The organism is Bradyrhizobium sp. WYCCWR 12699 (genome assembly GCF_032144035.1).
Classification (GTDB): Bacteria; Pseudomonadota; Alphaproteobacteria; order Rhizobiales; family Xanthobacteraceae; genus Bradyrhizobium.
Window position 1 is genome coordinate 492,963 of record NZ_JAVTJN010000030.1, and the last position, 22,875, is coordinate 515,837.

Annotated in this window: 20 protein-coding genes; 7 read left to right on the top strand and 13 right to left on the bottom strand. The window is 63.7% G+C overall.

From position 1 onward, the window contains the following. Positions 1 to 305: 305 nt before the first annotated feature. The 5 genes from RPS27_RS13090 to RPS27_RS13110 form a co-directional block, all read right to left on the bottom strand. Entirely contained in the window at positions 306 to 1,115 is an 810-nt protein-coding gene (locus tag RPS27_RS13090) for a hypothetical protein (RefSeq protein ID WP_212064965.1), read from the bottom strand. A 181-nt stretch (positions 1,116 to 1,296) separates the two neighbouring features. Next, the gene (locus RPS27_RS13095; RefSeq protein ID WP_212064964.1) at positions 1,297 to 1,806 is read right to left on the bottom strand and encodes an OsmC family protein; all 510 of its coding nucleotides are present in this window, start codon (positions 1,804 to 1,806) and stop codon (positions 1,297 to 1,299) included. A gap of 54 nt (positions 1,807 to 1,860) precedes the next feature. Then, positions 1,861 to 2,646, bottom strand: coding sequence for an ABC transporter ATP-binding protein (locus RPS27_RS13100; RefSeq protein WP_212064963.1), 786 nt, complete (start codon positions 2,644 to 2,646; stop codon positions 1,861 to 1,863). Positions 2,647 to 2,663: 17 nt separating this feature from the next. Then, positions 2,664 to 3,509: an ABC transporter permease gene (locus RPS27_RS13105; RefSeq protein ID WP_212064962.1), complete on the bottom strand. Its 846-nt coding sequence runs from the start codon at positions 3,507 to 3,509 to the stop codon at positions 2,664 to 2,666. 213 nt (positions 3,510 to 3,722) lie between these two features. Beyond that, positions 3,723 to 4,694 (bottom strand): aliphatic sulfonate ABC transporter substrate-binding protein, encoded by a 972-nt coding sequence (locus RPS27_RS13110; RefSeq protein ID WP_212064961.1) that lies wholly within the window; start codon positions 4,692 to 4,694, stop codon positions 3,723 to 3,725. A 188-nt stretch (positions 4,695 to 4,882) separates the two neighbouring features. Between RPS27_RS13110 and RPS27_RS13115 the strand changes: the two genes are divergently transcribed. Further along, positions 4,883 to 7,675, top strand: coding sequence for a [protein-PII] uridylyltransferase (locus tag RPS27_RS13115; RefSeq protein ID WP_212064960.1), 2,793 nt, complete (start codon positions 4,883 to 4,885; stop codon positions 7,673 to 7,675). A gap of 86 nt (positions 7,676 to 7,761) precedes the next feature. Here RPS27_RS13115 and RPS27_RS13120 read toward each other — a convergent pair whose 3' ends face one another. Continuing rightward, complete coding sequence (locus RPS27_RS13120) at positions 7,762 to 8,661, bottom strand: LysR family transcriptional regulator (RefSeq protein WP_211415396.1); 900 nt, start codon at positions 8,659 to 8,661, stop codon at positions 7,762 to 7,764. A gap of 187 nt (positions 8,662 to 8,848) precedes the next feature. Between RPS27_RS13120 and RPS27_RS13125 the strand changes: the two genes are divergently transcribed. Beyond that, complete coding sequence (locus tag RPS27_RS13125; RefSeq protein WP_194405044.1) at positions 8,849 to 9,217, top strand: nuclear transport factor 2 family protein; 369 nt, start codon at positions 8,849 to 8,851, stop codon at positions 9,215 to 9,217. A 54-nt stretch (positions 9,218 to 9,271) separates the two neighbouring features. Here the strand turns inward: RPS27_RS13125 and RPS27_RS13130 are convergent, their stop codons facing one another. Beyond that, positions 9,272 to 9,814 (bottom strand): methylated-DNA--[protein]-cysteine S-methyltransferase, encoded by a 543-nt coding sequence (locus RPS27_RS13130; RefSeq protein ID WP_212064959.1) that lies wholly within the window; start codon positions 9,812 to 9,814, stop codon positions 9,272 to 9,274. A gap of 99 nt (positions 9,815 to 9,913) precedes the next feature. Here RPS27_RS13130 and RPS27_RS13135 point away from each other — a divergent pair, with 99 nt between their 5' ends. The 3 genes from RPS27_RS13135 to RPS27_RS13145 all read left to right on the top strand — a co-directional run bounded on the left by RPS27_RS13135 (position 9,914) and on the right by RPS27_RS13145 (position 13,149). Further along, on the top strand, positions 9,914 to 10,270 hold the full coding sequence (locus tag RPS27_RS13135; RefSeq protein ID WP_313754090.1) for a DUF1304 domain-containing protein: 357 nt from the start codon (positions 9,914 to 9,916) through the stop codon (positions 10,268 to 10,270). Positions 10,271 to 10,414: 144 nt separating this feature from the next. Then, positions 10,415 to 11,653, top strand: coding sequence for an ABC transporter substrate-binding protein (locus tag RPS27_RS13140; protein WP_212064958.1), 1,239 nt, complete (start codon positions 10,415 to 10,417; stop codon positions 11,651 to 11,653). Between the two features lie 269 nt (positions 11,654 to 11,922). After that, positions 11,923 to 13,149, top strand: a complete 1,227-nt coding sequence (locus RPS27_RS13145) for an ABC transporter substrate-binding protein (protein ID WP_212064957.1) — start codon at positions 11,923 to 11,925, stop codon at positions 13,147 to 13,149. Between the two features lie 138 nt (positions 13,150 to 13,287). Here RPS27_RS13145 and RPS27_RS13150 read toward each other — a convergent pair whose 3' ends face one another. Then, positions 13,288 to 13,713, bottom strand: a complete 426-nt coding sequence (locus tag RPS27_RS13150; protein WP_212064956.1) for a DUF1330 domain-containing protein — start codon at positions 13,711 to 13,713, stop codon at positions 13,288 to 13,290. Positions 13,714 to 13,880: 167 nt separating this feature from the next. On the opposite strand from RPS27_RS13150, the gene RPS27_RS13155 reads away from it, so the two are divergent. Further along, the gene (locus RPS27_RS13155) at positions 13,881 to 16,097 is read left to right on the top strand and encodes a transglycosylase domain-containing protein (RefSeq protein ID WP_212064955.1); all 2,217 of its coding nucleotides are present in this window, start codon (positions 13,881 to 13,883) and stop codon (positions 16,095 to 16,097) included. Positions 16,098 to 16,253: 156 nt separating this feature from the next. On the opposite strand, the gene RPS27_RS13160 is transcribed toward RPS27_RS13155, so the two are convergent. From RPS27_RS13160 to RPS27_RS13180, 5 genes are all read right to left on the bottom strand, one after another. Further along, entirely contained in the window at positions 16,254 to 17,009 is a 756-nt protein-coding gene (locus RPS27_RS13160) for an SDR family oxidoreductase (RefSeq protein ID WP_212064954.1), read from the bottom strand. A 195-nt stretch (positions 17,010 to 17,204) separates the two neighbouring features. After that, positions 17,205 to 18,044, bottom strand: a complete 840-nt coding sequence (locus RPS27_RS13165; RefSeq protein ID WP_211415390.1) for a M48 family metallopeptidase — start codon at positions 18,042 to 18,044, stop codon at positions 17,205 to 17,207. A gap of 217 nt (positions 18,045 to 18,261) precedes the next feature. Then, complete coding sequence (locus RPS27_RS13170) at positions 18,262 to 19,590, bottom strand: polyhydroxyalkanoate depolymerase (protein ID WP_194405050.1); 1,329 nt, start codon at positions 19,588 to 19,590, stop codon at positions 18,262 to 18,264. A gap of 121 nt (positions 19,591 to 19,711) precedes the next feature. Beyond that, positions 19,712 to 20,530 (bottom strand): ABC transporter permease, encoded by an 819-nt coding sequence (locus RPS27_RS13175; RefSeq protein WP_194405051.1) that lies wholly within the window; start codon positions 20,528 to 20,530, stop codon positions 19,712 to 19,714. A gap of 109 nt (positions 20,531 to 20,639) precedes the next feature. After that, the gene (locus RPS27_RS13180) at positions 20,640 to 21,431 is read right to left on the bottom strand and encodes an ABC transporter ATP-binding protein (protein ID WP_212064953.1); all 792 of its coding nucleotides are present in this window, start codon (positions 21,429 to 21,431) and stop codon (positions 20,640 to 20,642) included. A 106-nt stretch (positions 21,432 to 21,537) separates the two neighbouring features. Here RPS27_RS13180 and RPS27_RS13185 point away from each other — a divergent pair, with 106 nt between their 5' ends. Next, positions 21,538 to 22,860 carry an ActS/PrrB/RegB family redox-sensitive histidine kinase gene (locus tag RPS27_RS13185; protein ID WP_212064952.1) on the top strand — a complete coding sequence of 441 codons (1,323 nt, stop codon included), beginning with the start codon at positions 21,538 to 21,540 and terminating at the stop codon, positions 22,858 to 22,860. Positions 22,861 to 22,875 lie beyond the last annotated feature (15 nt).

Consider the following 22,875-nt stretch of genomic DNA (forward strand, 5'->3'; position numbering starts at 1 on the left):
GCCGCACTCGAATTGCAATTAGCGCGAGTCCCTGCACTCGGATGCAGCTCGGGCGCGTCCGCGCCGATGACGCCGGAAGCGGGTAAGCATTATTATTCGTAAGGGAAAAGCTCGAACAAAGTTCTAATAGAAGTGTCGGAAATCAGCGGGAAGTGGAACGGCCTCCGCTCGTGTAGCAGTCGGTCCCGGCCGGCGTCACGACTTGAAATGACGCATCTCATTCAATGGCTTGCGAAGATGCGGCATCGCCAATCGGGCACGCCGGAACGACTTTTCGCGACGGGGTGTCGCGCATGTCCGTAGTCTCACGGCTGTCGTCGCGCCTTGTGCATTGCTCGCCGGCCGATCGCCCACAGCGTCAGGTTCCAGGCGATACACGTGCCGAGCGCGAGGCACAGGCCGACGGCCGAGCCGAATGACACGACCGCAACGTGTAGAACGGCGATCGCCGTGCCGAATCCGAGCAGGCCCCAGGCGGAGTTGGCGAGCACGGCGGCGGTCGGCGGGCCGCCGATCCGCGGATGCAGGATCACCATGATGCTGGAGAACACCACGGGATACAGCGCGATGATGCCGCTGATGCGGGGACCGACCCAGCCCGAGGTCGAGACCACGATGGCGACGAGGGTCGCCACCAGTGCAGCTCGCATCGGCACGTCATACCAGCGGCGCGTCACCAGCGGCATCTTCACGTGGCGGTAGCCGGCCAGCAGGGGAATGCAGATGCCGAAGGCGATCAGGTTCGCGGCGAGCCCCGCGGTGAGCGACCAGTCGAACTGACGGATGATGGAGGCCAGCACGATCCAGACCGCGACCGCACTGCCGCAACTCACCAGAAGGCTATGCCGCTGCGCCAGCACGACGTAAGTGAGGCACATGAAGATCGTCGCCGCATTGATCGGAAGACTCGCGAGCGAGCCTTGCGCGATGAAGGCGGCGTCGTGGTCGAGCGCGAGAAAGACGTAGGAAGGACCGGCCGAGATCGGCAGGGTCGCGACCAGCGCGCCGATCACCGGTCCCGACCGCTCGGTGATGATCGACGCCGTCACGACGAAGGTCGCCGCGATCGCCATGCGCAGAAGAAGGAAGAGGATGAAGTGGATGTCGGGGGACATTCTATCTGTCATTTCCGGGCGCGCGAAGCGCGAGCCAGGAATCCATAACCACAGGCCGGCGTGGTTTAAGAGCTGGAGCAACAACCGTCTGAAATCGCGACGGCCTGGGATTATGGGTCCCGGGCTCACGCCAAGCGGCGCGCCCCGGGACGACACCAATGATCGGGTTACGACCCTCGCCTCACATCCGCTGCATCGACACCGAGACCTTCGGGCCGTTCTTGATGGTCTGATAGACCACGCAATAGCGCTCGGTGAGCTTGAGCAGGAGATCGAGCTTGTCCTGCGGCGCGTCGGTGTCGACCTCGAAGCGCAAGCGGATCTCGGCGAAGCCGACAGGGGTCTCCTTGTCGACGCCGAGCGTGCCGCGGAAATCGAGATCGCCCTCGGCATAGACATTGCCGGCCCTGAGCGGCACCTCGATCGCGGTCGCAACCGATTTCAGGGTGACGCCGGCACAGGCGACCAAGGCTTCGAGCAGCATGTCGCCGGAGCAGAGCTCGAGGCCGGAGCCGCCGGTGGCCGGATGCAGGCCAGCAAGCGCGATGGCGCGGCCGGTCTCGACCTTGCAGGCGATGCCCTCGCTGTCGGTCGAGCCCTTGGCCTTCAGTGTGATCAGCGCGGTCTTGGGATCGGTCTTGTAGCGCTCCTTGATCGGAGCCTGCATCTGGCGCAGTTGGGCGGCGTCCATCTTGTTCTCTCCCGGAAGAATTGCCCCTCGATGTACCGGCTCAGAGAGAAATTGTCACCACCACATGGCCTGACCGGGACCCTGGGTTGCGTCACGGTCGGGCACGTTGCGGTCGAGCGACCGGTCGAGTGACGTCAGCACACTTCGCTTGAAAGTCTCGAACAGCGGCGAATTGCGGTCGCGCGGGCGGCCGAGATTGATCTCGATCTGGTCGAACAGCCGGCCCGGCCGCGGCCGCATCACCAGCACGCGGTCAGCCAGCACCACGGCCTCGTCGACGTCATGCGTGACGAGGATCAGCGTCGGTCGCGTGTCGGCCCAGAGGTCGAGCAGATGATCCTGAAGGTCGCGGCGGGTGAAGGCATCCAGCGCCGAGAACGGCTCGTCGAGCAGGAGCACCTCCGGCTGCGGCACCAGCGCGCGTGCGATCGCGACGCGTTGGGCCTGCCCGCCCGACAGCTCGCGCGGCCAGGCCTGCGCCTTCTCGGCGAGGCCGACGCGCTCGAGCGCGCGCGCGACCTTCTGGCGCCGCTCGACCGCAGGCAGGTCGGCAAGGCCAAACCCGATATTGTCGGCCACGCTGAGCCAGGACAGCAGCCGCGGCTCCTGGAAGATGATGCCGATCTTGGCGTGCGGCGAAGAGATCGCCTCGTTGTCGAGGCTCACCGTGCCCGAGCTGGCGCGGTCGAGACCGGCAATGGCGCGCAGCAAAGTGGACTTGCCGCAGCCGGAGCCGCCGATGATGGCGATGATCTCGCCCTGCTTGATCTCGGCGGAAAAGCGCGCCAGCGCATGCACGCCGTTGGGATAGGTCTTGCTGACCCGGTCGAGCGCCAGCATCGCGTTACGCCCCCTTGTCAAGTTTCTTTGGCACGCCCGAAGGCGTCCTGCCAGCGCAGGAACGGCGCGGCTGCAATCTCGATCAGCCAATCCGTGAGCTTGCCGAGAATGGCGAAGATCACGATCGCGGCGAGGATCTGCGCGGGCTTGCCGAGCTGCTGGCCGTCGAGCAGGAGATAGCCGAGGCCTTCCGAGGCGCCGATCAGCTCGGCGGCGACCACGAACATCCAGCCGAGGCCGAGACCGACCCGCAAGGACACGACATAAGCCGGCAGCACCGCAGGCAGCAGGATGCGGCGGATCATGGCCGGCCCGGACAGGCGGAACGTGCGGCCGACCTCGACGATCTTGCGGTCCACCGAGAGGATCGCGCCCATCACGCCGAGATAGACCGGGAAGAACACGCCGACCGCGATCAGCGCGATCTTCGAGGTCTCGAAAATGCCGAGCCAGAGAATGAACAGCGGCACCCAGGCCAGCGAGGGGATCGCGCGCAAGGCTTGTACGGTGGGATCAAGAAGCCGCCGCGCCAGCGACCAATAGCCGGAGATGGCGCCGAGCACCGTGCCCGCGACCACGCCGAAGGCGAAGCCGAGCGCGACGCGCCACAGCGTCGCGGTGATGTGGCGGACCAGCTCACCGGAACGGGCAAGCTCGGCGATGGTGGCAAACACGCGCGAGGGCGGCGGCACCAGCCGGCCGTTGGACCAGCCGAGCCAGACCAGGAACTCCCAACCGAGCGCGAGGGCGAGCGGCAGCAACACACCCAGCATCGGCCGTGCATAGCGGGCGAGCCGAGACGGCGCGGCGGCGCTTTCGGCTGGTTCCGATGTCTGTTGCAAGACTGGTGCGTCGGAGATCATGGCCGTTAGGAAGCGCGTCTTCCGCGAGATTGCAACACTACTCTTGCAGCGCCCTCCGCTGCTTTTCCCTTCTCCTCTTGTGGGAGTGGGAGAAGGTGGCGCGAAGCGCCGGGGGTTCTCTCCGCTCGCAATACTGACCGTGAAGAAAGATACCCCTCACCCGCCTCGCTTCGCGAGGCACCCTCCCCCACAAGGGGAGAGGGAAAGAGCACCTCAATTCGTCGGCAACGGCACCTGATCGTCGATCAACGCATCCAGCGCCGCCTTCACGTCGACCTTGGCATCGACGACGCCGGCCTGCTGCAGGGCGAGGCCGGCGGCGAGGATCGACTCGCGCTGGGGTGCGCCGATGCGGCTATGGGTGAGCTCGGTGCGCTCCTTGAGCTGCTTGTCGACGACGGCCTCGGGAAGCTTGGTGACGGCGATGAAGGTCTTCTTCAGCTCGTCGTAATTGGCCAGCGAGTACTTTCGCGCCTCCTCGTAGACCGCAAGCACGCGGCGGGCGGCGTCCGGATGATCCTTCAAGAACTGCTCGCGCACATTGAGGATGCCCCAGGTGTTGGCGTCCGCCTTGCGATAGAACAGCTTTGCGCCTTCCTCGACCTCGGCCTGCGCCATCATCGGATCGAGGCCGGCCCAGGCGTCCACGTCGCCGCGGATCAGCGCGGTTTTGCCGTCGGCATGCTGCAGCAGCACCGGCGTGATGTCCTTTTCGGTGAGGCCGGCGCTGAGCAGCGCGCGGACCAGGAAGATGTGCGGATCGGTGCCGCGCGTCACCGCGACGCGCTTGCCCTTGAGATCGGCAACGCCAGCGATCTTGGAATCCTTGCCCGTCACCAGCGCGGTCCACTCAGGGCGCGAATAGACGTAGATCGACTTGATCGGGTTGCCGTTGATCTTGGCCACCAGCGCCGCAGAGCCCGCGGTCGAGCCGAAATCGATCGAGCCGGCATTGAGGAATTCGAGCGCCTTGTTGGAGCCGGCCGACTGCACCCAGGTGATGGTGATCCCGTCCTTGGCGAACTCCTTCTCCAAGAGGCCCTTCTGCTTCAGGACCATCGACACCGGGTTGTAGGTCGCCCAGTCGATGCGGATTTCCTTGAGCGGATCCGCCGCCTTTGCCGCAGGCGCCACCGCGAGCGCAATAGCGCCCGCCAGCAGAATGCGTCGTGTCATCCCAGTCATGCCCAGCCTCCTCCAAAACTTCATTGTTTTTCAATGAGTTAAATCTAGAAATCAACGAGAAAATCCGCCCCTTGAAAGCCCGCCGGCCGAGAACAGATTTGCCCGAAGCCGCCGCTTTCCAGCATGGAACGACTATTGCCAGAGAATGGCGGGTGACAGCGCCTGTCACCTCTTATATCCGGTGAGGCATGGACAGCGTCGCGACTGAGCACAAGGCCGAGGTGGACGAGCGTTTCGACACTGCGCGGATCACCGCCGCCATCAATGCGCTTGTCGAAAAGCATGGGGGACGCGAAGACGCGTTCCGCACGGCCATGGCGCAATTGCTCAAGGCCGAGCTGATCGCGGCGCGCGCCGCGGCACAGGACATCCTCCTGAAGGACCGCCACGGCCGCCGCTGCGCGGAGCGGCTCTGTCACGTCCAGGACGAGATCATCCGCATCCTGTATTCGGCGGCGACCCGTCATCTCTACCGTTCGCCGATCCCGAGCGGCGCCGAGCGCATGGCGGTGGTCGCGACCGGCGGCTACGGCCGCGGCCTGATGGCGCCCGAATCCGACATCGATCTCTTGTTCATCCTGCCCTACAAGCAGACCGCCTGGGGCGAGCAGGTCGCCGAAGCCATCCTCTACTGCCTGTGGGACATGGGGCTGAAGGTCGGCCACGCCACGCGCTCGGTGGACGAATCGATCCGGCAGGCACGTGGCGACATGACGATCCGCACCGCCATCCTGGAGACCCGCTTCCTGACCGGCGACAAGCCGCTCTACGACGAGCTGGTCGCGCGCTTCGACAAGGAGGTGGTGCAGGGCACCGCGTCGGAATTCGTCACCGCAAAGCTCGCCGAGCGCGAGGAGCGCCATCGGCGCGGCGGCCAGTCGCGCTATCTGGTCGAGCCCAATGTCAAGGACGGCAAGGGCGCCTTGCGCGACCTGCACACGCTGTTCTGGATCGCCAAATACGTCTACCGCGTGCGCGACACCGACGAATTGGTCGAGCGCGGGGTGTTCGACGCGCAGGAATATCGCAGCTTCCGCCGCTGCGCCGACTTCCTGTGGTCGGTGCGCTGCAATCTGCATTTCTACTCTGGCCGCGCCGAAGAGCGCCTCTCCTTCGACCTCCAGCGCGAGATCGCGGTACGGCTCGGCTACACCTCGCATCCCGGCATGCAGGACGTCGAGCGCTTCATGAAGCACTACTTCCTTGTCGCCAAGGAGGTCGGCAACCTCACCGCCATCCTCTGCGCCAAGCTCGAGGACCAGCAGGCCAAGCCCGCGCCGGTGCTGAGCCGGATGATGGCGCGGCTGCGGCCGACCGCGGCGAAGCGGCGCGTCCCCGACAGCGACGACTTCATCGTCGACAACAACCGCATCAACGTCGCAGCCCCGGATGTCTTCAAGCACGATCCGGTCAATCTGATCCGGATCTTCCGGCTCGCGCAGAAGAACAACCTCGCCTTCCATCCGGATGCGATGCGCGACGTCACGCGCTCGCTCGGCCTGATCAATGCGCAAATGCGTGAAAATCCCGAGGCCAACCGGCTGTTCATGGAGATCCTGACCTCGGACAACGCCGAGATCGTGCTGCGGCGGATGAACGAGACCGGCGTGCTCGGCCACTTCATCCGCGCCTTCGGCAAGATCGTCTCGATGATGCAGTTCAACATGTATCATCACTACACCGTCGACGAGCATCTGATCCGCTGCATCGGCTTCCTCCAGGACATCGAGCGCGGCGGCGTCGAGGAGTTCACGCTCGCCAGCGACCTCATGCGCAAGACGCGGCCCGAGCACCGCGCGGTGATCTATATCGCCACGCTGCTGCATGACGTCGCCAAGGGCCGGCCGGAGGACCACTCGATCGCCGGCGCCAAGGTCGCGCGCCGGCTCTGCCCGCGGCTCGGCTTCAGCCCGGCCGACACCGAGCTCATCGCCTGGCTGATCGAGGAGCATCTGACGATGTCCACGGTCGCGCAGTCGCGCGACCTCTCGGATCGCAAGACCATCGAGAATTTCGCAGCAGTGGTGCAGTCGGTCGAGCAGATGAAGCTCCTGACGATCCTGACCACCGCGGACATTCGCGGCGTCGGTCCGGGCGTGTGGAACGGCTGGAAGGCGCAGCTGCTGCGCTCACTGTATTATGAGACCGAGCCGGTGCTCACAGGCGGCTTCTCGGAGGTCGACCGGGGCAAACGTCTTGCGTCCGCCCACGCAGAATTCCGCATGGCCTTCGCAGAATGGCCGGCGGAGGAGCTCGACGCCTATATCGGCCGGCACTATCCGGCCTATTGGCTCAAGGTCGAGCTGCCGCGAAAAATCCGCCACGCGCGCTTCGTCCGCTCCAGCGAGCAGGCCGGCCACAAGCTCGCGATCAATGTCGGCTTCGACGAGGTGCGCGGCGTCACCGAGCTCACGATCTTCGCGGCCGACCATCCCTGGCTGCTGTCGATCATCGCGGGCGCCTGCGCTTCGGCCGGCGCCAACATCGTCGATGCCCAGATCTACACCACGACCGACGGCCGCGCGCTCGACACGATCTCGATCTCCCGGGAATATGACCGCGACGAGGACGAGGGACGGCGCGCCACCCGCATCGGCGAGATGATCGAGGACGTGCTGGAAGGCAAGCTGCGTCTGCCCGAGGTGGTGGCCCGCCGCACCGTGCGCAGCAAGGCAAAACCCTTCGTGATCGAGCCGGAAGTGACCATCAACAACCAATGGTCCGACCGCTACACCGTGATCGAGGTCTCGGGCCTCGACCGGCCCGGCCTGCTCTACGAGCTGACCACCGCGATCTCCAAGCTCAACCTCAACATTGCTTCAGCCCACGTCGCGACCTTCGGCGAGCGCGCGCGCGACGTGTTCTACGTCACCGACCTCCTCGGCGCCCAGATCAGCGCACCGACACGCCAGGCCGCGATCAAGAGCGCACTGACCCATGTGATGGCCGGCGACAAGGCGGTTGCGGCGCCGGCGGCGTGAGTTTTCCTCATGTCCGGACTGGCCGCGGTGCGGCCCGGATTGAGAGGGGAAGAGGCCGGCAGGCCACGGCTTTTCCCCTCTGCTGATCATCGCGCCGACCTCTGTCCGGAAAGTCGTAGCGCGTTCACCAGCGCAGACAATGCAGCCGGTTGATGCTGACGACTGGGATAGTACATGAAGAAGCCGGGAATTGGCGGCGTCCAGTCCTCCAGCACCCTGATAAGGCGGCGCTGCGCAACATACCCGGCGACCTGCTCCTCATAGGCGAGTCCGACACCAACCCCGGCGAGCGCTGCCTGGATCACCAGGTGAGTATCGTCAATGATCAGCGGGCCGTTCACGTTGATCGTGACCGACTTTCGACCCTGCTCGAACTCCCATCGATATGGACCGCTCGCAAGACGCAAGGTAATGCACCGATGATCGTTAAGGTCCTTTGGATTTTCGGGAATGCGTCGTGAAGCGAAATATCGCGGCGAACCTACGACCGCCAGCCGCAGGTCGGGCGTGAGACGAACCGCGATCATGTCCTTTTGGATGTACTCGCCAAGCTGAATACCGGCATCGAACTCGCCCGCCACAAGATCCACGGGACCAGTGACGGTGACAATGTCCAGAACGATGTCAGGGTAGGCCTCAGCAAAAGCTCTCAGCCGCGGCAATAAGACCATCACGGCGGCCGATCGCGACATCACGATTCGAAGGCGGCCTTGGGGCCGACGCCGAACGCTACGGGCCTTGTCGAGGGCCTGACGAATTTGCTCGAGGGCCGGAGACAAATCTTCCAAAAGGGCTGCCCCGGCGGCGGTCGGCGCAACGCTCTTAGTTGTTCGGGCGAGCAGCTTCAACTCTAGCCGTTGCTCGAGTCTCCGGATTGTATGGCTCAAGGCAGATTGGGATACACCGAGCTTTATCGCAGCGCGTGTAAAGCTTCGTTCGTTGGCTACGACCGCAAACGCGGCGAGTTCGTTCATTTCGTTGGTCATCGTTCATGAATATTGCTCACGAGCCTATGCCAAGCAAGGTGTCTAGTTTCATAAGCCACTTTGCCGTAGGTCTTTGCGGGCAACGAGACGACTTGCAGCAGCCTTCCTGAACGCAGGGCAGGTCCAGGCTCAGCACAGCCGACCGAGCCGCATGAATGAGTTCGGCACGACAACCTCAAGGAAGACCATGGACACGGACGTTTCTGCCTTGCGCTCCCTGGCGCAGACCTATTTCGATGCTGCCTATGAAATGGATGCTGAGAAATTTGCGTCCATCTTCCACCCCTCGAGTTCCGTGACGAAGGTCGCCGAGGACGGCAATGTCGGCGTGACGCCGATTGCGGCCTGGCTGGCAGTAGTCCGCAACATGAAGGCTCCGAAGCAACAGGGCTGCGAGCGCGATGATCAGATCGTGTCGATAGATGTCGAGAGGGAGCTCGCGCTCTTGAAGGTGAAACTGCAAATTCCGCCGCGTTCCTTCACGGACCTGTTGTCGTGCTTAAAGGTGAATGGAACATGGAAGATCGTGCAGAAGGTGATGACGTCGGAAATCTGACGAGTTCGGCATAAGGGGAGAACATCCAAGAGATCGCCCGACGATCGCTCGTTCTCAAAGGGACTCCCGAATCTTCACCCCCTCGTGCCGCAGCAGCCAGCGTTTGCGTTCGAGCCCGCCGCCATACTTCACCAGCGAACCATCCGCGCCGATCAGCCGATGACATGGCAGCACCACGCTGATCGGATTGGAGCCGTTGGCATGGCCGACGGCGCGAATTGCTTTGGGCAGGTCGATCTTTGTGGCGAGTGCGCCATAGCTCATCGTGGTGCCCGCAGGGATTTGCGCGAGCGCGGTCCAGACCTTCTGCTGGAACGGGGTGCCGGCGATGCGCCATGCGATGACCGAGAGCTGGCCGAGATCGCCGTCGAAATAGCCTGACAGCGCCGTCCGCATGGAAACGGGCGCAGGCCGGTCACGCAGCTCCACCACGCCGTAGTGCAGGCGCAGGAGCTCTCGCATCCGGTGCTCGTAATCATCCCAATCCAGCGCGCGCAGCGCGCCTTCCGCGTCGGTGACGAGCAGCGCGGTGCCGATCGGCGTCGTCAGGCGATCGAGGCCGAAGCTGACTGAGGATTTGGTTGACCGACTGGCCATTGCGGCACCATTGCAACGAAACACGCCCATCGCACTTGCCATGCCGGCCGTGGTAACGTCCACCCGAAAGCTGACGCTTTGGGGGAGCTCACCTTGATTCTGATCGCCAATGTCCTGGTGGCGCTGGTCGCCGCGCTGCACGTCTTCTTCCTGACCCTGGAGATGTTTCTCTGGGACAAGCCACAGGGCCTGAAGGTGTTTCGCAACACGCCTGAGAAGGCCGAGATCACGAAGGTGCTGGCCGCCAATCAAGGTCTCTATAACGGCTTCCTCGCGGCCGGACTGATCTGGGGTCTCGTCCACGGCAACCCGGCCTTCGCGTTCCAGATCAAGGCGTTCTTCCTGCTTTGCGTGATCGTGGCCGGCGCCTATGGCGCCGCGACCGTCAGCAGCCGCATCCTGATGGTGCAGGCGCTGCCGGCGGCGATCGCGCTGGCGGCGTTGTTCCTGGCTTAGCTTCTGGCCTGAGACGCTACGGCGCAGCGCCGCGATCCTTGCGCGGCGGCGAACCTTCCTCCACAATCTTCGGCAGCGATGGCGACCGTTGCAATCAGCGGAAAAAGACCATCGGCGGAAAATTCCGTCTGGAGGAACACCCACATGAATAATCGCAGAGCCTTTCTAGCTGCCACGGCGGCGCTCGCCGTCGCGTTCTCCGCGAACCAGGCCTTTGTAAGCCAGGCCTTCGCGCAGAAGAAATACGACACCGGGGCGAGCGACACAGAGATCAAGATCGGCCAGACCGTGCCGTTCTCCGGCCCCTATTCCGTCTACGCCAATATCGGCAAGACCCAGGCCGCCTATTTCAAGATGATCAACGATCAGGGCGGCATCAACGGCCGCAAGATCAACCTGATCCAGTATGACGACGCTTATTCGCCGCCGAAAACGGTCGAGCAGGTGCGCAAGCTGGTCGAGGGCGACGAGGTGCTGTTCACCTTCCAGCTGATCGGCACCGCGGCGAACGCGGCCGTGCAGAAATATCTGAACGGCAAGAAGGTCCCGCAGTTGCTGGCCTCGACCGGCGCGGCGCGCTTCAACGATCCGCAGAACTATCCCTGGACCATCGCCTACAATCCCAATTACGTGTCCGAGGGACGGATCTACGCCAAGTACATTCTCAAGGAGCATCCGAACGCCAAGATCGGCGTGCTCTACCAGAACGACGACATGGGCCGCGACTATCTCGCGGGCCTCAAGAGCGGCCTCGGCGACAAGGCCAACATGATCGTCGGCGAAGTCTCCTACGAGGTCACCGACCCGACCGTCGACTCCCAGGTGGTCAAGCTGAAGTCGATGGGTGTCGACGTGTTCTTCGATGCCTCGACGCCGAAATTCGCGGCGCAGGCGATCAAGAAGTTGGCCGACCTCGGCTGGACGCCGGTGCACATCCTCGACATCAATGCGAGCCCGATCTCGGCGACGCTGAAGCCGGCCGGCCTCGACATCTCCAAGGGCATCATCTCGACCCAATACGGCAAGGAGCCGAGCGATCCGCAGTGGAAGGACGATCCCGGCGTGAAGGCCTTCTTCGCCTTCATGGACAAGTACTTCCCGGAAGGCGACAAGCTCAACACCGTCAACACCTATGCCTATTCGGTGGCGGAGTTGCTGGTGCAGGTCCTGAAGCAATGCGGCGACGACCTGACGCGTGAGAACATCATGAAGCAGGTCGCCAACATCAAGAACTTCACGCCGAGCTTCGCGCTCCCCGGCATCAAGATCAACACCGGGCCGAACGACTTCCGCGTCAACAAGCAGATGCAGATGATGAAGTTCAACGGCGAACGCTGGGAGCTGTTCGGACCGATCATCGAGGACACGGGACCGTCGGGCTAGCGAGACCCGGATACCTCGCCTCTGCCCGGACAGAGCACGTAACGGACGCTCGCCCTCCCCGGGGTGCGGGCGTCCTGCTTTCCACGGCTGGCCGCGTCGTCAACCATACCTGAAGGTCCCAGCGTCGGTTCGACTAAAGTCACTTTCGTGACCAGCATGTAATCTTGCGTCGCAGCAGAGCCTCCGCCACACTCCCGCCCAGCGATGACGTCCGCCGCCGACGGGGCGATGGAAAGATCGTCCGCGATAACAAACCGAGGAAATTGCGAATGAGGAACGGATTTTTGCATCTGGTCACTGGCACGGCGCTCGCTTTGGCGCTGTCGGTCTCGTCGGCCAATGCCCAGAAGAAATATGACCCCGGCGCGTCGGACACCGAAATCAAGATCGGTCAGACCAACCCGTTCAGCGGTCCCGCCTCCGCTTATGCCACGATCGGCAAGACCCAGGCCGCTTACTTCAAGATGATCAACGATCAGGGCGGCATCAACGGCCGCAAGATCAACCTGATCCAGTATGACGACGCCTATTCGCCCCCGAAGGCCGTGGAGCAGGTGCGCAAGCTGGTCGAGAGCGACGAGGTGCTGCTGACCTTCCAGCTTCTCGGCACCCCCTCGAACGCTGCCGTGCAGAAATATCTCAACGCCAAGAAGGTGCCGCAACTCTTCGCGGCCACTGGCGCATCGAAGTTCACCGACCCCAAGAACTTCCCCTGGACGATGGGCTTCAATCCCAACTACTTCGTCGAAGGCCGCATCTACGGCCAGTACATCATCAAGAATCATCCGAACGCCAAGGTCGGCGTCCTCTACCAGAACGACGATCTCGGAAAAGACTATCTGAACGGCATCAAGGCCGGGCTTGGAGACAAGGCCTCCAGCATGATCGTCGCGGAAGCTTCGTACGAAGTGTCCGATCCCACCGTCGATTCACAGATCCTCAAGATCAAGTCGGCAGGCGCCGATTTGTTCTTCAGCGCCACGACGCCGAAGCAGGCCGCGCAGGCGATCAAGAAGATCGCCGAGCTCGACTGGCACCCCGTGCATATTCTCGACATCAACGCCACTTCGGTCGGCGCCGTGATGAAGCCCGCTGGACTTGAAGCATCCAAGGGCGTGATCAGCGTCAACTATGGCAAGGATCCGCTCGATCCGAGCTGGAAGGATGATCCGGGCATGAAGAAATATTTCGAGTTCATGGCCAAGTACTATCCGGACGGCGACAAGGATTCGAGCTTCAACAGCTACGGCTACTCGACCTCGCAGTTGATGGCCTACGTGCTCCAGAAATGCGGCGACAACCTGACTCGCGAGAACGTCATGAAGGTCGCCACCAGCCTGAAGGACGTTGAACTCGACCTGTCGCTGCCCGGCATCAAGGCCAATACGTCGCCGACCGACTACCGCGTCAACAAGCAGCTTCAGATGATGAAGTTCAACGGCGAGCGCTGGGAGCTGTTCGGCCCGATCCTGGAGGATGCGGGTCCGGCAGGTTAGTTCTCAAGAACGCGGCCTCAACGACGTCATGCCCGGGCTTGTCCCCGGGCATCCACGTTCTTAGAGGCGCGAAAGGAAGTCGTGGATGGCCGGGTCAAGCCCGGCCATGACGACCGCGAGAGATCGGTCCAACGGCATTCACGCCGGGATCTCGCCAAAATTCTTCCCCACGGGCAGCACCGCGTGCCGGATCAGGCGGGAATCCTCCACCGCGGCCTGCCTGTGCTTCACCGCCTCGCGATAAACGGGGTCGCGGATCATCTCGACGAAGGCGGCGACGCTCGGATACTCCGCGATGAAGCAATGGTCCCAGCGTTCGTCCTGCGGGCCGATCAGCATCAGCTCGAACCTGCCCTGCCAGACGATGCGGCCGCCGAGGCGTTCGAACACCGGGCCGCTCTCGCGCCCATAGGCCGCGTAGGCTTCCGCGCCGCTCGCCTTGCGTCCGTCCGGATAGGCCGCCTCTTTCCGCAACCGCACCAGGTTGAGCATATGGATTGGGCCGGGACGGTCGTTCTCCCGGAACTGCGCAAAAGTCTCCTTGGTCGGATCGATATGGCCCATGAGCGCTCCCTCTTCTTGATGCCGACGATCCTAGCTTTGCCGCCGAGGATGCGGAACTGCGGGGTGCGAATGCCTCACCTCCTAATCACGCGTTAACGCCGGGGTAACCGGGCCTTAAACAGCGACCGCTAGCGTGCGACGGGGCGGGCTGACCGGGCGTTTTGCGTATGGCGTGGGGAAAGAAAAAGGGTGGGCGGAAGGAGCCGCTGTTCGGCTTGCCCGCGGCGCTCTCCGATCTGCGCCTGACCGCGGCGGATCGCGTTCCCGGTGGCGGCGACGACAAGCCGAAGAAATCAGCGAAATCATCCGCCAAGCGCAAGGCTGACGAGCCCGGCGGCGAGCCGCCGCGCGAACGCAAGGCGCCGGCCAGCCGGAGCGGCGCCAAGCGGCGCGCGAAGTCGCGGGGCGGGTTCGGCCTCGGCCGTCTGGTCTATTGGGGCGCGGTGCTGAGCCTGTGGGGCGGCATCGCGGTGATCGGCGTCGTGATCTATGTCGGCGCCCATTTGCCGCCGATCCAGTCGCTGGAGATTCCAAAACGCCCGCCGACGATCCAGATCGTCGGCATCGACGGCAGCATGCTGGCGCAGCGCGGCGAGATGGCCGGCGCCAATGTCGCGCTGAAGGACCTGCCGCCCTATTTGCCGAAGGCGTTCATCGCCATCGAGGATCGCCGCTTCTATTCGCATTTCGGCATCGATCCCGTCGGCATCCTGCGCGCCCTCGTCACCAACGTTCTGCACCGCGGCGTCTCGCAGGGCGGCTCGACGCTGACGCAGCAGCTCGCGAAAAACCTGTTCCTGACCCAGGAGCGCACCATGCAGCGCAAGCTGCAGGAGGCGGAGCTCGCGATCTGGCTGGAGCGCAAGCACTCCAAGGACGAGATCCTGGAGCTCTATCTCAACCGCGTCTATTTCGGCTCCGGTGCCTACGGCGTCGAAGCCGCCGCGCAGAAATATTTCGGCAAGTCGGCGAAGAACGTCACCGTGGCCGAGGCGGCGATGCTGGCCGGTCTCGTCAAATCGCCCTCGCGCCTCGCCCCGAACCGCAATCCCGAAGGCGCCGAAGCGCGTGCGCAAATCGTGCTCGCGGCGATGGCGGATGCAAAATTCATCACCGACGCGCAGGCCAAGGCCTCGATCGGCCATCCCTCCTACAATGTGAAGCCGGCCGGCGCCGGCACCGTCAATTACGTCGCCGACTGGATCGGCGAGGTCCTGGACGATCTGGTCGGCCAGATCGACGAGAGCATCAAGGTCGAGACCACGATCGATCCCAAGCTGCAGAGCGTGGCGGAAGCCGCCATCATCGACGAGCTCGCGGCCAAGAGCGTGAAGTTCAATGTCAGCCAGGGCGCGCTGGTGGCGATGACGCCCGACGGCGCCGTGCGCGCGATGGTCGGCGGGCGGAACTATTCCGAGAGCCAGTATAACCGCGCGGTCACCGCCAAACGACAGCCCGGCTCCTCTTTCAAGCCGTTCGTGTACCTCACGGCGCTCGAACAGGGCCTGACGCCTGACACGATGCGCCAGGACGCGCCGATCGAGGTCAAGGGCTGGAGGCCCGAGAACTACACCCATGAATATTTCGGCGCGGTGACGCTGACCCAGGCGCTGGCGATGTCGCTCAACACCGTCGCCATCCGTCTCGGCCTCGAAGTCGGACCGAAGAACGTGGTGCGCACCGCGCACCGGCTCGGCATCTCCTCAAAGCTCGAGCCCAATGCCTCGATCGCGCTCGGCACGTCGGAAGTCTCGGTCGTCGAACTGGTCGGCGCCTACGCGCCCTTCGCCAATGGCGGCTTCGCAGTGGCGCCGCATGTCGTGACGCGGATCAGGACGCTCAGCGGCAAGCTGCTCTACATGCGTCAGCCTGAAGAGCGCAACCCGGTGATCGACCCCCGCTATGTCGGCATGATGAACGCGATGATGCGGGAGACGCTTGTTTCAGGGACCGCCAAGAAGGCGGAGATCCCGGGATGGCCCGCGGCCGGCAAGACCGGCACCAGCCAGGATTATCGCGACGCCTGGTTCATCGGCTACACCGCAAACCTCGTCACCGGCGTCTGGCTCGGCAACGACGACAACTCGCCGACCAAGAAGGCTACCGGCGGCGGCCTGCCGGTGGAAGTCTGGTCGCGCTTCATGAAGACGGCGCACGAGGGTGTGGCGGTGGCAAACTTGCCGAGCTCGCCAGGCGGCTGGGGCCTGTCGAACCTTGCGCAGGCGGCTTCGCAAGTGTCACCGCCGACAGCGATTGCGCCCGCACCGGCGCCGGCCAACAATGGCGGCTATCGCCCGCCGCCGACGCGCGCCAATGCACGGCCGGAGGCTGCTGCGGGACTCGATGGCTGGCTGATGGACCGGTTGTTCGGCGGAAACCGATAGGCGCGGCCTGAGGACATTGGCGACCTCAACACAAAAACCGCGAAAACAACCCCATGCACAGTAGCCGGCGCTAACGAAATCAACGGCTTGCGGGGGAAGCCTTGATGTTCGAAGCGCGGGCTTGGACGTCAGCTGCAACCCTTCGGGATTGACGTTCTACACCCGGCGGATCGCACCCCCATCAACCGGGATTGCAGCGCCGTTGATGTAGCGGGCGAGTGGAGAGGCGAGAAACGCGACGAGGTGCCCGATATCCTCAGGCTCCCCGAAATAGCCGGCAGGGATGTTCTGCTTGATGAAGTCCGCCTTCGATTGCTCCGTTGGATGCAATTTCTGAATTTGAGCGGTGTTGATGCGGCCCGGTGCGATCGTGTTAACGGTGACACCATAGGGGCCGAGTTCGGACGATAGCGTTCGGGACCAGCTGACGAGAGCGGCCTTGGCCGGCGCCGCTCCATTGAGCTTAGGCGCAACAAGCGCACCCGAGATGTTGACGATCCGCCCCCAGTTTCGAGCCTTCATTCCCGGCGAGATGAGGTCGGTCAAGCGACGTGCCGCAAGGAAGTTGAGCGTCATCGCCTCGTCCCAGAAGGCATCGTCGGCCTCGCCCGTCACGGGTCTCGCCCCACCGGCGTTGTTGACGAGGATATCGACGTGCCCGCCGAGCGCGGCCGACGCTTCGGCTGCAATTTGCGCCGGGCCGCCTTGCGCGCACACGTCCCCCACGACGATCACTGGGCGACCGCCGGCGCGCGAGGCGAGGGCTCCGGCTACCTTCTCCAGCGCGGCCGCCGTCCGCCCACTGATTGCGACCCGCACCCCCGCGTCTGCCAGTGAGCCGGCGATGCCGCTGCCAATTCCACCACTGGCCGCCGTTATGAGGGCGGTCTTGCCTTCCAGTCCGAGGTTCATCGGTTGATCTCCTCACAAATCAGGGGGATGCCCGTGGATTGATGATCAATGAAGAGGCTGTCGACTTGCGCGAAAGGGCTGGCCGGACACCGAGGCCGCTGAGAACAAAGTCCCATCAATCCATCGGCGCGCGCGGCTGCAAGCCCTCGCGCACAAGGCGGGCGATGACAGCGTCAGATGAGGCAAAAGCGAGCCCTAATCCTCGACGCCGTAGCGGTGCAGGTCGTTGCCGTAGGTATCGAGCCACTTCTTGGCGCGCTCCATCGAGGGGCAGACTTTGCCGCAAACGCGCCAGAACCGCGCCGAGTGGTTCATCTCGACGAGATGGGCGACCTCGTGGGCGGCGAGATAGTCCAGCACGAAGGGCGGCGCGAGGATCAGTCGCCAGGAGAACGACAGCGAGCCCGCGGAGGTGCATGAACCCCAGCGACTGGACTGATCGCGGATCGACAGGCGCTTGACCCGGACACCGAGCTCGGCGGCGTAGGCTTCCGCCGAACGCTGCAGATCGCGGCGCGCCTCGCGCTTGAGGAAGTCGCTGACGCGGCGATCGACATGTTCGAGCCCGCCGGCGACGCAGAGAATCTTCTCGCCGCTATCGCGAGTCTCGGTCCACACCGTGCCACGCGTGCCGGCGCGATGAACGATGCGATGCGGCGTGCCGCGGAGCGGTATCACCGTGCCCGGCTGGAACGGCGCGGCCTTTGGCAAGCGACCGAGACGCGCGGCGATCCACGCGCCATGGCGCTGCGCGAAGTCTTTGGCTTCGGCCAGCGTGCCGCGCGGCGGCATCGTGAGGATGGCTTCGCGATCGCTCGGATGAATTCTGAGCGTGTAACGGCGCGCGCGGCGGTGCCGGCGCAATCGGATGGCAAAAAATTGCGATCCGTGGGTGATCAGGACGGTCTTTGGTTCGTGGGGCCGACGATAAAGGAGTGCGCGGGTGGCCATGTCTGTCAGTCCGGGGGGCAGGAGGGCGCCCGGATTCTGCCATAACCGCCGCCATGGGAAGCGCTCGGCGCAAAAACAAATCATTTGCCCAATATACAGCGGTCAGGCTTCCGGGAGACCCTACAGACTGGGGTTGGAACCGGCTTTTTTCGCCCTCGCTGGATGCATGCGGCACCCCCAAGAGGTGAGTGCTGACTCACTCCTATAAAGCTACCTAAATACCGCGAATCTGGCGGGTATTCACCCCCTCCGGAACGTCCGGCCGGAACCGGATTTTCGACGGGAAAGCCGAAAAAGCAGGTTATTCGGCCGCGCGCGCCTGCAACGAGCTCGGATTCGCCGCCGAAACCATGAAGTCGTGAATTCGCGGCACGATTTCCGACCTGAAGCGCGAGCCGTTGAACACGCCGTAATGCCCGACACCCTTCTGGACGTAATGAATGCGGCGATGATCCGGGATCGAGCTGCACAATGTGTGCGTTGCTTCGGTCTGGCCGAGACCGGAGATGTCGTCGTTCTCGCCTTCGACCGTCATCAACGCCACGCGCGTGACCTTGGAGGGATCGACGCGTGTTCCGCGATGGGTCATCTCGCCCTTCGGCAGCGAGTGCTTCACGAACACGGTGTCGACCGTCTGCAGGTAATACTCTGCCGAGAGATCCATCACCGCGAGATATTCGTCATAGAACTCGCGATGCTTGTCGACGAGGTCGCCGTCGCCCTTCACCAGATGGGCAAAGAGCTGCTTGTGGGCGTCCATATGTCGGTCGAGATTCATGCTGATGAAGCCGTTGAGCTGCAGGAATCCCGGATAGACGTCGCGCATCATGCCCGGATGCGGGAACGGCACCTTGGTGATGACGTGGTTGCGGAACCAGTCGATGCCGCGCTCCTGGGCGAGGTTGTTCACCGCGGTCGGATTGCGGCGAGTGTCGATCGGCCCGCCCATCAGCGTCATCGAGGTCGGCACAAAGGGATCTCGCCGCGCTTCCATGATCGAGACGGCGGCGACGACGGGCACGGAGGGCTGGCACACGGCCAGCACATGCGTGTTGCCGCCGAGGACATGCAGCATCTCGATGACGTAATCGATGTAGTCGTCGAGATCGAAGCGGCCGTCGCTGAGCGGCACCATGCGGGCATCGGCCCAGTCGGTGATGTAGACCTCATGCGCGGGCAGGAAGGCTTCGACAGTGCCACGCAGCAGCGTCGCATAATGGCCGGACATCGGCGCGACGATCAGCACGCGCGGCTGCGGGCTACGCAAAGGCCGCGCGAATTTGCGATCGAAATAGAGCAGCCGGCAGAACGGCTTTTCCCAGACCGAGCGGACCTCGACGGGAACGCGGATGCCGTTGACCTCGGTGTCGTTGAGACCCCATTCCGGCTTGCCGTAACGGCGCGTGGTGCGCTCGAACAATTCGCAGGCTGCGGCGACCGACTTGCCGATCTCGGTGCGCGCCCAGGGATTGAGCGGATTTTGAAACAGCAACTTGGTGGCGTCAGTGACCGCACGTGCCGGATTGAGAGAGGCGTGCGCCATCTCGTACATCCAGTACATCGGCGTCGTCAGGACCGGACTGCCTTCGGCCGCCAGGGGCGGCGCGCCGCCAAACTCACCAATAGGCATCGCTATATTCCTCTTCGCATCGCAGCATACTGCCGAATGCGTAATATTGCGTCAATGCATGGTTCCGTACATCTACGTGGCCGAAACGGCTCAACCGGCCTGAATCCACGAGAAAGTGACGCTATTCGCCGCCCGCCAGCAGCGAGCCGTGCTTCCTGGCGCTGCGTAAAAGGGCAAGGAATGCCCCAAAAGATGCAACCAGAAGCACCACATTGATGGCCAGTGCATCCAGCATCAGGTCGGTGCGGAAGGTGTTCTCGATCAGGAGCGCGCGCATTCCTTCGAACACGTAGGTCGGCGGCAGCGTCCAGGCGACATATTGCAGCCAAACCGGCAGCACGCTGACGGGATAGTAGATGCAGGCGAGCGGCAAGATCACGAACATCAAGGTCCAGACGATGCTCTCCGCGCCAAGGCCGTTTCGTAGCACCAGGCCCGAGACGAAGATGCCGACCGACCAGCTCGTGAAGATCAGATTGCAGAAGAAGGCAATCAACGGCAGGCCGAGCGCGTAGACGTTGAAGTGAAACAGGAACAGCGCCAGCAGCGTCATCGGGATGATTCCGATCGCGAGACGGATCAGGCTCATGACCATCAGCGAGAGCAGAAACTCGATCGGCTTGAGCGGACTCATCATGAGGTTTCCGAGATTGCGCGCCCACATCTCCTCGAGGAACGAGATGGAGAAGCCGAGCTGGCCGCGAAACAGGATGTCCCAGAGGATGACGGCGCCGATCAGCGTGCCGCCGGCACGCGCGAAAAAGCTGGCATTCTCCGCGATGTAATATTGGATGAAGCCCCAGGTGATGACCTGCAGCGCCGGCCAGTACAACAGCTCAAGCAGCCGCGGCCAGGACGACAGCAAGAGATACCAATAGCGCAGGATCATCGCGCCGATGCGATGGGCGGAGATGCCGTGATGGTGGGAGATGTCGGTCATAGGAGCGATCCGTAGCCCGGATGGAGCGCAGCGCAATCCGGGAATCGTGCCACAAGCGACAGGCGTCCCGCATTACGCTGCGCTCCATCCGGGCTACGGCTGCGTCTACTCATCGCACCGCCTCCTTCCGGCCGCGCGCGACGTCGAGAAACACCTCCTCCAGCGTGGTGCGGTTGTAGCGGGCCATGATCGCCTCGGGCGTGTCGTCGTCCTCGATGCGGCCGCGCTTCATAATGATGACGCGGTCGCAGAGCCGCTCGACCTCGAGCATGTTGTGCGAAGCCAGCAGAATGGTGGCGTTGTTCGCCTTGCGATAGCGCTCCAGATGCGCCCGCACCCAGTCGGCCGTATCGGGGTCGAGCGAAGCGGTCGGCTCGTCCAGCAGCAGAAGCTCGGGCTGGTTGATCAGCGCTTTGGCCAGCGCGACGCGGGTTTTCTGCCCGGCGGAGAGCTTGCCGTTGGCACGGTCGATGAAGTCGGTGAGATCGAGATCGCCCGCGAGCTCCGCGATGCGGTTCGCGAGGTCCTTGACCGCATAGAGCTTGCCGAAGATGGTGAGGTTTTGCCGTACCGTGAGCCGCATCGGCATGTCGACATAGGGGCTCTCGAAGTTCATCCGCCCCAGCACGGCAGCGCTCTCCTCGGGCATGCGATGGCCGAGCACCTGCACGCGGCCGGAGGTCGGCAGCACCAGCCCCATGATCATCGCGATGGTCGTGGTCTTGCCGGCGCCGTTGCCGCCCAGAAGGCCGGTGATGCTGCCGCGCGGCAGGACAAAGGAGATGTCGTCGACGGCGCGGGTCTGCTTGTAGACCTTGACGAGATGCTCGACCGCGATCGCCGCGGACGAGCTGCGCTCCGCGACAGTCGGCCGACTTGAAGCCTCGTCATTCTCCGTCATGCTGACCGTTCTTCTGCTATTGCGGCAGGGAGCGCAAGGCTTGTAATCCGATGGTTCCGCGAGCCCAGCGTTTGTGACCTTGGAAGGCGCCGCCACATTGGCCGATATGACCGAAATTGCTGCTTCCGACTTCCGCCCCTCGCAGCGGCATATCCGCCTGGATACGATCCTGCGGCTGCGCTGGCTTGCGGTGCTGGGGCAGCTCGCCGCGATCTTCATCGTGGCACAGGGGCTGGAGTTCAACGTCGAGATCGTCCCCTGCGTCAGCATCATCGCTCTGTCGGCGGCCCTGAACCTGGCGCTGCAGACCGCGGCCAATCCGATGCAGCGGCTGGAGCCGATCCAGGCGGCCGGCCTGCTCGCGCTGAACATCGTGGAATTGGCCGGTCTGCTGTACTTTACAGGCGGCTTGCAGAACCCGTTCTCGTTCCTGTTCCTCGCGCCGGTGCTGATCTCGGCCACGGCGCTGCCGGCGCGCCTCACCTTCGGCCTCGGCCTGCTCGCGGTCGCCTGCGCCTCGGTGCTGTTCTTCTTCCATCTGCCGCTGCCCTGGGATTCCGACGATCCCTTGGTGCTGCCGCCGATCTATCTGGTCGGCGTCTGGCTCTCGATCGTGCTCGCGATCGGCGTCACCAGCCTCTATTCGTTCCAGGTGACCGAGGAGGCGCGCAAGCTCGCGGACGCGCTGGCCGCGACCGAGCTGGTGCTGACGCGCGAGCAGCATCTGACCCAGCTCGACGGCCTTGCCGCTGCCGCCGCGCACGAGCTCGGCACGCCGCTCGCCACGATCTTCCTGATCTCGCGCGAGCTGGAGAAGACGGTGAAAGACGCCAGTTTTGCCGCCGACCTGAAGATGCTGCGCGAGCAGACCCAGCGCTGCCGCGACATATTGAGCAAGATCACCCAGCTCTCCTCCACCGGTGCGCCGTTCGACCGCATGAAGCTGTCGGAGCTGATCGAGGAGGTGGTGGCCCCGCACCGCGATTTCGGTGTCGAGATCAAGGTGCGGATCGCGGTCGCCGCCGTGGCCGAGCCGGTCGGCTCGCGCAATCCGGCGATCCTCTACGGCGTCGGCAACATCGTCGAGAACGCGGTCGATTTCGCCCGCACCACGGTCGAGGTGAACGCGTGGTGGAACAAGGATACGATCGAGCTCGTGATCTCCGACGACGGCCCCGGCATTCCCCCTGATATCCTGAACCGGATCGGCGAGCCCTATCTGTCGCGGCGGCGAACCGTGGACGAGGGCGGTGGCGAACGACGCGGCCTCGGATTGGGCGTGTTCATCGCGCGGACACTGCTCGAACGCACCGGCGCCAAGGTCTCGTTTACCAACCGGACCTTTCCGGAACACGGTGCCGTGGTCCACATCAGTTGGCCGCGAGAGCGCTTTGAGGCTATCGAGACGCTCGAAGAAACAATAGGATAGCCGCGACCTTGCGTC